Annotated in this window: 11 protein-coding genes; all 11 read left to right on the plus strand. The window is 69.6% G+C overall.

The features are described from left to right. Positions 1-111: 111 nt before the first annotated feature. The 11 genes from D1781_RS02385 to D1781_RS02435 all read left to right on the plus strand — a co-directional run bounded on the left by D1781_RS02385 (position 112) and on the right by D1781_RS02435 (position 12,695). Complete coding sequence (locus D1781_RS02385) at positions 112-1,635, plus strand: GspE/PulE family protein (protein WP_233550933.1); 1,524 nt, start codon at positions 112-114, stop codon at positions 1,633-1,635. A gap of 40 nt (positions 1,636-1,675) precedes the next feature. Next, on the plus strand, positions 1,676-2,842 hold the full coding sequence (locus tag D1781_RS02390) for a type IV pilus twitching motility protein PilT (protein ID WP_325048774.1): 1,167 nt from the start codon (positions 1,676-1,678) through the stop codon (positions 2,840-2,842). After that, on the plus strand, positions 2,842-4,098 hold the full coding sequence (locus D1781_RS02395) for a type II secretion system F family protein (protein ID WP_119480670.1): 1,257 nt from the start codon (positions 2,842-2,844) through the stop codon (positions 4,096-4,098). Before D1781_RS02390 ends, D1781_RS02395 begins: the two co-directional genes overlap by 1 nt. Positions 4,099-4,538: 440 nt before the next feature. Beyond that, a complete protein-coding gene (locus D1781_RS17725; RefSeq protein ID WP_199706348.1) occupies positions 4,539-5,012 on the plus strand; it encodes a type II secretion system protein in 474 nt (157 codons plus the stop codon). A 92-nt stretch (positions 5,013-5,104) separates the two neighbouring features. Then, entirely contained in the window at positions 5,105-6,442 is a 1,338-nt protein-coding gene (locus D1781_RS02405) for a prepilin-type N-terminal cleavage/methylation domain-containing protein (RefSeq protein WP_119480671.1), read from the plus strand. Then, positions 6,439-7,527 carry a PulJ/GspJ family protein gene (locus D1781_RS17315; protein ID WP_147392014.1) on the plus strand — a complete coding sequence of 363 codons (1,089 nt, stop codon included), beginning with the start codon at positions 6,439-6,441 and terminating at the stop codon, positions 7,525-7,527. Before D1781_RS02405 ends, D1781_RS17315 begins: the two co-directional genes overlap by 4 nt. After that, entirely contained in the window at positions 7,524-9,422 is a 1,899-nt protein-coding gene (locus tag D1781_RS02415; RefSeq protein ID WP_119480673.1) for a hypothetical protein, read from the plus strand. Before D1781_RS17315 ends, D1781_RS02415 begins: the two co-directional genes overlap by 4 nt. Continuing rightward, a complete protein-coding gene (locus tag D1781_RS02420) occupies positions 9,419-10,237 on the plus strand; it encodes a prepilin peptidase (protein WP_199706350.1) in 819 nt (272 codons plus the stop codon). The genes D1781_RS02415 and D1781_RS02420 overlap by 4 nt, the downstream gene beginning before the upstream one ends. A gap of 93 nt (positions 10,238-10,330) precedes the next feature. Beyond that, on the plus strand, positions 10,331-11,377 hold the full coding sequence (gene pilM, locus D1781_RS02425; RefSeq protein ID WP_119480674.1) for a type IV pilus assembly protein PilM: 1,047 nt from the start codon (positions 10,331-10,333) through the stop codon (positions 11,375-11,377). Then, complete coding sequence (locus tag D1781_RS02430) at positions 11,374-12,090, plus strand: hypothetical protein (RefSeq protein ID WP_119480675.1); 717 nt, start codon at positions 11,374-11,376, stop codon at positions 12,088-12,090. The genes pilM and D1781_RS02430 overlap by 4 nt, the downstream gene beginning before the upstream one ends. After that, positions 12,087-12,695: a hypothetical protein gene (locus tag D1781_RS02435; protein ID WP_119480676.1), complete on the plus strand. Its 609-nt coding sequence runs from the start codon at positions 12,087-12,089 to the stop codon at positions 12,693-12,695. The genes D1781_RS02430 and D1781_RS02435 overlap by 4 nt, the downstream gene beginning before the upstream one ends. The last annotated feature ends 25 nt before the right edge of the window (positions 12,696-12,720 follow it).

The following is a 12,720-nucleotide window of genomic DNA, read 5'->3' on the forward strand; positions in this document are numbered from 1 at the left end:
GCCTCCCTTTGGGTGTTCCGGCGCGTGGAGGCCGTTTCCTAGCCTGAAGCACCCGGGCGGGCCATGCCTCCCGGGCGACGCCGCGGGGCGTCGGCAGGGAAGGAGCAGGCGATGTCGATCATCACACCGAACGGCGCGAACGTCTTCGGCGCGCCCTTCGTCGAGATCCTCGAGTACCCGATCGATCGCGAGGCGGCGGTGTCCGTCTCGGCGAACCTCTGCCGCCGGCACCGGCTGCTCCCGATCGGGCGCGAGGGCGGCACGCTCATCGTCGCGATGGCGGACCCGAACGACATCCTCGCCCTCGACGACGTCTCGGCCGCGACGCGCATGCGCATCCGCCCGGTCCTCGTCGACGCGAAGGACCTCGCCACCGCGATCGACCGCTACCACCGCGCCGACGACGAGCTCACCGACCTGTCCAACGCGCTCCAGGACCAGAGCGAGGTCACGAGCGTCGACGACGACGCCGCCGAGGAGGACGACGCGCCCATCGTGCGCTTCGTGAACCTGCTCATCTCGCAGGCGATCCAGGACCGGGCCTCGGACATCCACATCGAGCCGGGGGAGAGCCAGCTCCGCGTGCGCTACCGCATCGACGGCGTGCTCAAGGAGACGCAGTCGGTCGCGACCGCGATCCAGAACGGCGTCATCTCGCGCCTCAAGATCATGGCGGAGCTCGACATCTCCGAGCGCCGCAAGCCGCAGGACGGCCGCATCTCGGTGATGCACCAGGGCCGCAAGATCGACCTCCGCGTCGCGACGCTGCCCACCGTCTACGGCGAGAAGATCGTCATGCGGATCCTGGACTCGTCCGGCTCGGCGAAGAACATCGCGGACCTCAACATGATGGGCCGCAACTTCGAGGCGTTCAAGAACGCCTACTCGCGCCCGAACGGCATGATCCTCGTCACCGGCCCGACCGGTTCCGGCAAGTCGACGACGCTCTACACCGCGATCCAGGAGGTCGCGAAGCCGACCGTCAACGTGATCACGGTCGAGGACCCGGTCGAGTACCGGATGGCGGGCATCAACCAGGTGCAGATCAACGCGAAGGCCGGCCTGACGTTCGCCTCCGCGCTCCGCTCGATCCTCCGCTCCGACCCCGACGTCGTGCTCATCGGCGAGATCCGCGACCACGAGACCGCGCAGATCGCCGTCGAGGCCGCCCTCACCGGCCACCTCGTCATGTCGACCCTGCACACGAACGACGCCCCGTCCGCCGTGACGCGCCTCGTCGAGATGGGCATCGAGCCCTACCTCGTCGCGTCGGCGCTCGTCGGCGTCGTCGCGCAGCGGCTCGCGCGCCGGCTCTGCGACAAGTGCAAGCAGCCCACCACGTACGACGAGGACTACCTCGCCCGCATCGGCCTCCTCATCGAGGAGGACGAGGAGGTGTACGTGCCCGTCGGCTGCTCGCACTGCGCGAACACCGGCTACCGCGGCCGCATCGCGATCCACGAGGTGATGTCCGTCAGCGAGGAGATCGAGCGGCTCACCGTCGCCCGCTCCGGCGCGAGCGAGATCAGCCGCGCCGCCGTCAAGGAGGGCATGGTCTCGCTCCGCATGGACGGCTGGAACAAGGTCGCCTCCGGCCTCACCTCGATCGAAGAAGTCCTCCGCGTCGCCGTCTAGCGACCCGGCCACCGCTCCACCCGAACCGACTGGATCCCTGTTGAACGCCACCGCCACCGCTGACCCGATCAGCCTGCTCAACCGCGCGCTCGCCTTCGTGGTCGAGCACGGCGGCTCCGACCTGCACATCGCCGCCGGCCGCACGCCCGCCGTGCGGCTCCGCGGCGAGCTGCACCCCGTCGACGCCGTCGGCGTCTGGGACCACGACGACGTCGAGCGCATCCTGTCCGCCTCGATGACGGAGAAGCAGCGGGCGACCTTCGTGGAGGAGCTCGAGCTCGACTTCGCCTACACGCTCTCCGCCGAGAGCCGCTTCCGCGTGAACGTCTACCAGCAGCGCGAGCACTGGGGCGCGGCCTTCCGGCTCATCCCGACCGAGATCAAGACCCTCGAGCAGCTCGGCCTGCCGGAGTCGATCGGCGGCTTCGCCGACCTGCCCCGCGGGCTCGTGCTCGTCACCGGCCCCACCGGCTCCGGCAAGTCGACGACCCTCGCGGCGCTGATCGACCGCGCGAACGAGACCCGCGCGGACCACATCATGACGATCGAGGACCCGATCGAGTTCGTGCACCAGAGCAAGCGGTCGCTCGTGAACCAGCGCGAGGTCGGCGCGGACACGCAGAGCTTCGAGTCCGCCCTCAAGCACGTCCTCCGCCAGGACCCGGACATCATCCTGCTCGGCGAGCTCCGCGACCTCGAGTCGATCTCGGTCGCGCTGACCGCCGCCGAGACCGGCCACCTCGTGTTCGCGACCCTGCACACCTCCGACGCGCCGCAGTCGATCGACCGCATCGTCGACGTGTTCCCCGCCTTCCAGCAGCAGCAGGTGCGCATGCAGCTGTCGCTCGTGCTGCAGGGCGTGGTCTGCCAGACCCTCGTCCCGACCGCGGACGGCAAGGGCCGCACGGTCGCCGTCGAGGTCCTGAAGATCACGCCGGCCGTCGGCAACCTGATCCGCGGCGCGAAGACGAGCCAGATCGTCACCGCGATGCAGACCGGCTCGAACCTCGGCATGCAGACGATGGACCAGCACCTCGCGGCGCTCGTCTCCGACGGCACCATCACCATGGAGGCCGCCGAGGGCAAGGCGCACGACGTCGAGACGATGCGCCAGCTCGTCACCACCCCGCGCTTCCAGCAGACCAACGACTTCTTCGGGATGGGCTCCATGGGCGCGGCGAACTCGTCGATGGGCATGGTGCGCTGATGGCCGGCGCCACCGCCAAGGCCCCCACGCGCAACGGCGGCAAGGACTTCGAGTACCGGGCCCGGAACGCGCAGGGCCGCATCGTCCGCGGCTCGTTCGACCTGCCCAACGAATCGGCCGTCGCGACGCGCCTCATCGGCATGGGCCTCTCGCCCGTGTCGATCTCGGAGAAGGCCGGCGGCACGGGATTCAACCGCGAGATCTCGCTCGGCTTCCTGTCCAAGGGCATCAAGACGACCGACCTCGCCGTGGCCACTCGTCAGCTCGCGACGATGACGAACTCCGGGCTCGCCCTGCTGCGCGCCGTGTCGGTCGTGGGCGACCAGACCGAGAACGACAAGCTCCGCGAGCTCCTGCAGGACGTGGCGCGCGACATCGAGATCGGCAACTCGTTCTCCGACTCGCTCGCGAAGCACAAGGAGATCCCGCTCATCATGGTGAGCATGCTCCGTGCCGGCGAGGCGGGCGGCTTCCTCGACATCGCACTCGCCGCCGTCGCGACGACGTTCGAGAAGGAAGCCAAGCTCAAAGCGACGATCAAGTCGGCGATGACCTATCCCGCGGCGGTGCTCGGCATCGCGGTGATCGCGGTGATCGCGATGCTGCTCTTCATCGTCCCCGTGTTCAAGAAGATGTTCGAGGGGTTCGGCAAATCGTTGCCGCTGCCGACGCAGATCCTCGTCACCATCTCGGACAACATGATCTGGCTGCTGCCGACGGGGATCGTGCTCATCGTCGCCCTCAGCTCGCTGTGGCGGGCGAAGAAGGACACCGAGGGCGTCCGGCGAGTGGTCCATCCGCTGCTCCTCAAGGTCCCGATCTTCGGGCCGCTCATGGGCAAGGTCGCGATCTCGCGGTTCGCACGCAACCTCGCGAACATGACGCAGGCGGGGGTGCCGCTGCTGCGAGCCCTGCAGATCGTGGGTCAGGCGTCCGGCAACTGGGTCATCGAGCAGACCGCGCTCCGGGTCGCCGAGTCGGTACGACTCGGCGGGTCGATGGCCGAGCCGCTCGCCGAGGAGAAGATCTTCCCGGCGATGGTCGTCCAGATGGTCGCGGTCGGCGAGGAGTCCGGTTCCGTCGACGTGATGCTCGGCAAGGTGGCCGACTTCTACGACGACGAGATCGAAGCCACGTCCGCGGCGTTGACGTCGCTCATCGAACCGCTCCTGATCTGCGTGCTCGGCGTGGTCGTCGGCGGCATGGTGGTCGCGCTCTACATGCCGATCTTCAGCATCGCGTCGGCGGTGCACTGAGTCCTGCAATTCGAAAGGCCCCGATCGGAATCCTCCGGTCGGGGCCTTTCGTGCGTCCGGGAGGACGAGGGCGGCGTCAGGCCGCGAGCTCTGCCGGGGCACCCGACCGTGTCCAGGCCGAGCGGAGCGGCCGAGCCGGCGGTGACGCCGGCCGCGAATCCACTGACGCGCGGCGTGTCCGCCCCGAGAACGGGGGGTGTTTCGCTCGGTGCGCCGGCGTCGCCGGCGCTCATCCTTGGGGTGCGGGATCGAGAAGGCTCCCGTGCAACGACGCACCGAATTCAGTGCACCCCGGCTTGGGGTCATTTCGATATCGAAATACCCCCGCTCGGGGTCTGCTATTGCCTTCTTCAATTCTTTATCTTCAGGTCATGGCCTTTCCGGCCTATCCGGAACGGTCGAACACCACTCCACCTCCTGAAACGGAAAACGAACCCGTCATGTCCATCACCACCGCCCTTTCGGCCCGACGCGACGCCCTGCGCGACCGCGAGGCCGGCTTCACGCTCATCGAGCTCCTGGTCGTCGTCCTGATCATCGGCATCCTCGCCGCGATCGCGATCCCGGTGTACCTCGGTGTGCAGAACAACGCGAAGGACTCCGCCGTCAAGTCGGACCTGGTCAACGAGAAGACCGCGCTCGCCGCCTACGGCACCGACGCCAACGGCGCGGTCCCCTCGGCCGTCACCGCCGCCGGCTCCGCGACCACGCCCACCGGCACCGTCAACCTGACGACCTACGGCTGGTCCAAGAGCACCAACTCCAAGGACCTGAAGTTCACCCCGGGCACCGGCACCAACGCCGGCCTCTGGTGCGTCCTCGGTACGAGCACGACGGGCAAGTTCTTCGCCATCACCAGCAACACGCAGGTCACGCCGGTGAACACCGCCGCGTGCCCGACCGGCGCCTGGTGATCTGAACCGACCCTGATGCGGGCGGTCGGGCTTCGGCCCGGCCGCCCGCTCCGCACCCCCTCCCCAAGACCTCCCCGGCTTCGAAGGACGACGTGAACGAGCGATCCGCTCCCGACAGCGGCTTCACCCTCATCGAAGCCCTCGTCGCGCTCCTCGTCTTCGCGATCATCAGCTCCGGCATCGTCGCCGGCACCACGACCATCGTGCGGATGACCGACGACAGCCGGGCCCGCGTCGTCGCCGCCAACCTCGCTGCGCAGGACATCGACAGCGTCCGAGCCGTGGCGAACGGCAAGGACACGAGCGCGATCTACTCGATCACGTCGCAGCCCGCCCAGGACCGCCTGGTGAACGGCCGGCACTACTCCGTCAAGCGGACCGCGTCCTGGATCTCGTCGGCCGGCGCGAGCGTCTCGTGCAACAGCGAGACCAACCTCTTCGAGCTGCACGTCAACGTCCGAGTCACCTGGGACGGGATGATCAGCACCGACAAGGGCGTGCAGAACGACACGCTGTTCGCTCCGACCGGCTCGAGCACGACGAGCGCGCTCGGGGCCATCGCCGTCTCGGTGGTCGGGTACTCCGGCCAGCCCATCGCGGGCATCATCCCGACCATCACCGTGGTCGCCGGCAGCACGGGGGAGACCCCGACCGGGACGAAGGCGACGACGTCCGAAGGATGCACCTACGCCAACGGTGTGAAGCCCGGCGCCTACTCGGTCTCCATCTTCCGGCAGGGCTACCGGGACCCGTCCGGCGACACCAACCCGAAGAAGACGGTCTCGGTCTCAGCCGGGCAGACCGCCTCGGTCCAGTTCGTCTACGACCAGGCGGGCGGCGTCGCGGTCGACCTCGACTTCGCGCCCTACAACGCGAACGCCGCGGTACCGGCGAACCTCCCCATCAACTACACGGTCAACGGCGCCACGTCGTCGGTCCTGTCACTCGTCTCCGGCCTCTTCCCGTCCTCGACCCCCTATGCCGTCACGGCGGGAGTCGCGAAGGCGGGCACCAAGACGTGCCCCGCGGTCGACCCGCAGGCCTGGGTCGCCGCGACGGTGAACGGGGTCCCGTTGAAGGCCGGCGTGACCTCGACCGTCACGTCCCTCGTGAACGTCTCGTCCACGGTGAAGGTCCCGATGGGCGTCGTGCTCGTCAACGCGCCCGTCGGCTCGGCGCTCACCGCGATCCAGACCACGCCGGTGGGCGCGGGCAATCCGGGCTGCGACGTCCGGAGCACCCTCAGCTGGTCGGTCTCCGGCGCGGGCGGCAGCAACTGGGTCGCGCTCGCGCTGCCCTACGGGTCCTGGACGATCTCCGCCGACGGCGTCCCGCTGGTCGCGTCCGCGCAGCAGGTCGTCACCAACACCGCACTTCCCGGGGTGTCGACCGACGGCACCGTGACCCTCGACCCGAGGACCCTGAGATGAAGTCCATGAAGCTCACCGACGCGACCGGGGAGTCGGGAGGCCGTGACAGCGGCTTCACGATCATCGAGCTGCTCGTCACGATGGTGGTCACAGGCATCGTGCTCGCCATGATGGGCACCTTCTTCGCGAACATCTCCCGGCTGACCAACTGGTCGGGCAACGATCGGAACGCGACGGGCCAGGCCGCGATCGCCATGGACGCGATCCGCGCCACGATCCGAACGGCCGCGAAGACGTCCGACACGCCCGCGGGAGCGGCCATCCAGTACGGGTCGGCCACGCGCGTGTCGCTGATCGCGTACTCCGACGTGACCAACCCCGGATCCAATCCGGTGCTCGTGACGTACTGCCTGCAGGACGGCGTCCTGAGCGAGAACCGCCAGCTCGGTTCCTCGCAGGACCCGAGCACGAAGGTGTGGTCCTTCCCCTCCCGTTCGCTCGCCTACACCGGCGACTGCTCGAAGACCTCGGACTGGCAGGTCGTCGCGACCGGGTTCTCCACGACGGGCGCTTCTCCCTTCTTCGCCTACCTCAACACGGCGTCGCGCCCGATCGCGATGAGCGGTCAGCCGCCGCAGCTGGCCGACGCGGACCGGCGCGACAACGTCACGTTCGTCCAGGTCGTGGCGACGCTCGACTCGACGACCACCAGCGGCAGCGGTCGGCCGGTGATCGTCAGCAGCGCGATCGGCATGCCGGGCGTGAAGCGGGACGTCGACCCGACCGCGACCGTGCCGAACCTCCCGACCCCGACGGAGACGCCGACGCCCACGCCGACCATCCCGAGGGCCACCGCCACCTCCGCTCCGAGCACGCCGACGAGCTCGAGCCCGTCGCCCACGACCTCGGGAGGCGGGTCCGGCACCGGGACCGGCACCGGTTCCGGCAGCGGGACGGGACCCGGCACCTCGAGCCCCGGGGCCGGCTCGGGAGGGACCGGCGGCACCGCCGGCGGCGGCAGCGGTACGAGCACGCCTGCTCCCACGAAGTCGACCCCGAAGCCCACCGCGACGACGACGACCACGCCCACGCCCACCAAGACGCCCACGCAGAAGCCCACTCCTCCGCAGGTGATCGACTATTGAGACTCCGCAGCAGCACTGACGAGGGCGCCGCTCTCATCTCGGTCGTCATCCTCGGCTTCGTGATGATGATGCTCGTCGCGACGGGCCTGACCGTCGCCACCTCCGGCCGGAGCCAGGCGGTCGGTGTCCAGCGCTCGTCGAGCGCCCTGGACGCCGCCTACGCGGGCGTCCAGGACTACGTCGCACGCCTCAACGTCGACTCGAACTACTACCTGCAGGGCAACCCCGAGTCCACCTTCAACACCTCGACGACCAAGAAGGTCGAGTGGGCGGACCCGTGGAACAAGGCCTTCGGGCTCGGCGAGCCGAACGGCAGCGCCACGCATGATGCGCGCGCGACCTGGGCGACCGTGAAGGACAGCGACAAGTCGACCTCGGACACGCCGTCGCAGTACCGGTACGCCGCCGACCTGTCCAAGTTCGACTCCGCCGGCATCATCCGGCTCCAGTCGACCGGCCGCGCCGGGAACAGGACCAGGACCATCGTCGCGACGCTCCGCGTCAAGGGCTTCACCGACTTCGGCTACTTCACCGACCTCGAGATCAAGGACCCCGAGACCTGGGTCAATCCCCCCGCGGTGAAGACCTTCGACCCGAAGACCTGCGCGGTCTACGCGTGGCAGGGCCGCCCCAAGGCGTGCAGCTACCGGGACACGAACACCGACCCGGCGACGACGAAGACCACCGACATGCGGGTCCAGTTCCAGAAGAGCGACGTCCTCTACGGGGACGTGCACACGAACGACACGCCCGTGCTCGCGTGCGGGATGACGGTCGAGGGCACCTTCGAGACCGGCGCGCCGACGACCGACCCGATGTTCACGACCGCGAAGAACTGCTCGCCCAAGATCCCGCTCGTGCATGCGGACACCGTGAGCATGCCGGCGACCAACTCCTCGATGCGCAGCGACGCCACGTGCCTGTACACGGGGCCCACCCAGATCACCTACAACGGTCCTGCCCACACGGTCACCGTCGTGTCGCCGTGGTCCCGCAACCCGGGGCCCGCCGCTTCGTGCGGCGCGGCCGCCGACCTCCGGCAGCCGCAGGGGGCGACGTTCTCGCAGGCGAAGTTCAACGGACAGCTCGTCTACGTCCAGAACGTCCGCACCCCGGCCGAAGACCCGGCGAACGGGTGGACGTCGACCACGAGGCCGAGCACGCTGACCTGCATCGGCCCCGGCGGCGACCCGGACGCGAGCGCGTACAACGGCATCGGGTGGTCGGTGGGCTCCGGGGCGTCGCAGATCCGGTACCCGCTCGCGGGCGAGGCGCCGGCGACGTCGTGGATGACCACGTCGACGCCGGCCCAGTGGAGCACGGGAGCGCCCGCGTACGGCTGCCGGAACGGCGACCTCTACATCTCCGGGCAGCTCTCGGGCGGCTCGGCGGGTGCGTCCATCCAGACGACCGCGGCGTCCGAGAACTACGTCTGGGTCACCAACGACCTCACCTACGAGAACAAGTCCGCGGACCTGCTGGGACTCGTCGGCCAGAGCTCCGTGGTGGTGTGGAACCCCATGTCCCTGGCGAGCGACCAGCCGATGGTCAAGCCGGGGCACACGGGCATCCAGGTGAACTTCGAGATCGACGCCGCGATCATCTCCGTCCTGCACACGTTCCGCGTGCAGAACTACAACCGTGGCGCGACGCGGGGCGCACTCGTGGTCTTCGGGTCGATCGCCCAGAAGTTCCGCGGCACGGTCGCGGGCGGCTACAACGTGCAGAACGCCGACGGCACGTACACGACGGTGAACACCGGCTACTCCAAGGCGTACCAGTACGACACCGTGCTGAAGACCATCAGCCCGCCCAAGTTCCTCAACCCCACGGACAGCAACTACACGGTGATCGGCTACGCCACCGTCAACCCCTCGGGAGGCGGCACGCCATGATCGCCTTCGTCCTCGTGAGCGCCGGCGTGTTCGGCCTCCTGATCGGCTCCTTCCTGAACGTCGTCGCCTACCGCGTCCCCGCCGGGCTCTCGATCGTGTCCCCGGGGTCGGCCTGCCCAGGATGCGGGAACGCCATCACGGCTCGCGACAACGTCCCCCTGCTGTCGTGGATCCTGCTCCGCGCCCGCTGCCGGCACTGCGACATGCGGATCCCGGTCCGCTACCCGCTCGTCGAGGCGGGCACGGGCGTCGCCTTCGTCGTCGCCGCGCTCCCGTTCGCCGGGCTGCAGGTCTCATCGGATCCGACGATCGCGCTGGCATCGGTCATCGAGCTGATCGCGTTCCTCTACCTCGCCGCGATCTCGGTCGTCCTCGCGGTGATCGACCTCGACACGAGACGCCTGCCGGACCGCATCGTCCTCCCCGGGTACGCGGTGGGCGCCGCACTGCTCGGCGCGACGGCGATCCTGCGCGGCGACCTCGCGCCTCTCGCCGTCGCCGGCGTCGGCGCCGCAGCGGCCGCAGGGTTCTTCGGGCTGCTGCACCTGCTCGGCGGGATGGGCCTCGGTGACGTCAAGCTCGCCGGCGTGGTCGGGCTGTTCCTCGGCTTCCTCGGCGTCGCACAGCTCACCGTCGGCATCGCAGCCGGTTTCGCGATCGGCGCCCTCGTCGGCGTCGCACTCATCGTGCTCCAGCGGAGGAGCCGCAAGTCGACGATCCCGTTCGGCCCGTGGATCCTCGCGGGCGCGTGGGTCGGCGTGCTCGCCGGGAAGCCGCTCGCCGACGCCTACCTGCGCCTGGTCGGCCTCGCGTGACCCGCGCGAGGCGCACTCCCTCTGGGGCCTGACGCGGCCCCCGCCTGATCGACACACTGCACTCGTCCACCGAATCGAAGGACCCGAATCCCCATGCCGAACACCATCGTCGGGCTCGACTTCGGCCACGGAGTCATCCGTGCCGCCGAGGTCAGCGCCGACGGCAAGCGCCAGCCGGTCCTGCACCGGTACCACGAGGTGCAGGTGCCCCTCGACGCCATCAAGGAAGGCGTCGTCACCGACCTCGACGCCGTCGTCTCCGCGTTGACCTGGCTCTGGAAGGTCGGCGGCTTCGGCACGAAGAAGGTCGTGGCCGGCATCGGCAGCCAGCAGGTGCTCATCCGCGAGCTGATCCTGCCCCGCATGCCGCTCTCGCACATCCGCGAGACGCTGCCCTTCCGCGTCCAGGACCTGCTGCCGCTGCCGGCCGAGCAGGCCGTGCTCGACTTCTACGGCATCGAGGAGGTCGAGCACGAGGGCGAGGCCCACATCCGCGGCCTGCTCGTCGCCGCGACCCGGGAGTCCGTGCTCGCGAACACGCGTGCGATCGAGGCCGCTGGTCTCAAGGTGGTCGACGTCGACCTGATCCCGTTCGCGATCGTCCGCTCGCACGTCGAGCAGGAGCAGTCGGGCGTCAACGTCTACCTGCACGTTGGCGCCGTCTCGACGAGCGTCATCGTCGCCGATCAGGGCGTGCCGCAGTTCATCCGCATGCTGCCGACGGGCGGCGCCGACCTCACGGCGGCGCTCGCCGAGCGTCTCGAGATCCGCGCGGACCGCGCGGACGAGCTGAAGCGGCGCCACGGCCTCATCGGCGACGCCGACGACCCCGAGTCCACGGCGACCGCGACCATCAGCGTCGACACCGCGAAGGATCTCGTCCAGGCGGTGCGCACGACCGCGGCGTTCTGGCAGAATAACCATCCCGAGTCCCGCGTCGACGGCGTGGTCCTCTCCGGCGGCGGCTCGATGCTGCGCGGGCTGACCGAGGCCATCGCCTCCGCGACCGGCCTGCCGGTGGTCATCAGCCGCCCCGCCGGCCGTTTCACCGTCGGCGGTCACGTCGACGAGGCCTCCTTCCTCGCTGCAGGCGCCGCTCCCGCGGTGGCCCTCGGCCTCACCATCCGGAGCGCGGCATGAGCACGAACTTCGACGCGGTCGTGTCCGCTCCGGACACGCTGCCGGCTCCGAGGCGTGGGCTCGAGCTCCGTCGGACGCCCGTCGTCGTCGTAGGCGGCCTCCCGACCGTCTCCCTGATCCCGCGCGAGCTGAAGGCCGCGGCTCGCGGGCGATCGGTGCGACGCCTGCTCGTCGTGGGTGTCGTGGCGGCGGCCGTGGTGGCCGCGGGCGCGACGGCCGGTGCCACCGCCCTCGCAGGGGCGTCCCAGGCGCAGCTCGACGCGGCGAACTCGCGGACGCAGACCCTCAGCCGGCAGCTCGCCAAGTTCCGGGACGTCCAGGCGCTGCAGCAGAGCATCGCCGTCGGGCAGGCAGCGGTGAAGGTCGGTTCGTCGACCGAGATCGACTGGCAGGCGCAGATCGACGCGATCGAGGCCGAGATGCCCGCGGGCTACTCCGTGACCTCGATCCAGGCGGACTCCGCGTCGGCGGTCCAGGCGTACCCCCAGGGATCCACGCCGCTGGAGATGCCCCGCGCGGCCAGCCTCCAGCTGTCGCTCACCACGTCCGACATCACGACGCTCCCGCCCTGGTTGCGCAAGCTCCGATCGGTGCCGGCCTACGCCGACGCGACGGCGTCCGTGCTCTCCGACCAGGACTCGGGCTACACCGTGCAGCTCACGATCCACCTGTCGCCGAAGGCGCTGATCAACGGGAAGCAGACGACGAAGTGAGCATCGACATCCGCATCTGGGGCGCGGCGTCCGGCGCCGCCGTCGTCGCGCTGCTCGCGGGCGGCTGGTTCGTCGGGGTGCAGCCCGCGCTCGCCTCCGCGACCGAGTCGGCGCAGACGGCGTCGAGCGTCGACGCGCAGAACACGGCGACCACGGCGAGGATCGCGTCCCTCTCGAAGGCGGCGGCGAAGTCCGACGCGCTCGAGGCGGAGAACGCGAAGCTGCTGAAGTCGGTGCCGACCATCCTCAAGCCGAACACGTTCATCCGGCGCATCAACGAGGTCGCGGCGCTGGACTCCGTCGACGTCGTCTCGATCAGCCCGGGCGACTCCGCGGCCTACACGGCACCGGAGGGCATCTCCGGCGTCGGGGCCTCCTCGCTGGCGCTCGGGACGACCGATCCGGCCATCAGCGCGGCGAACTTCACCGTCGTCCCCGTGACGGTCGCCATCAGTGGCCAGCCCGACGCCGTGCTGCAGTTCACGCACGACATCCAGAACGACGAGCGGGTGTTCGCGATCAACAGCGTCCAGACCAGCAAGAGCGACACCGGATCGGGCGTCTCCTCGACGCTCAGCGGCTTCATCTACACGCTCAAGCGCTGACATCAGCACCACGTCGGGAGGCGGG

The organism is Amnibacterium setariae (genome assembly GCF_003581425.1).
Classification (GTDB): domain Bacteria; phylum Actinomycetota; class Actinomycetes; order Actinomycetales; family Microbacteriaceae; genus Amnibacterium; species Amnibacterium setariae.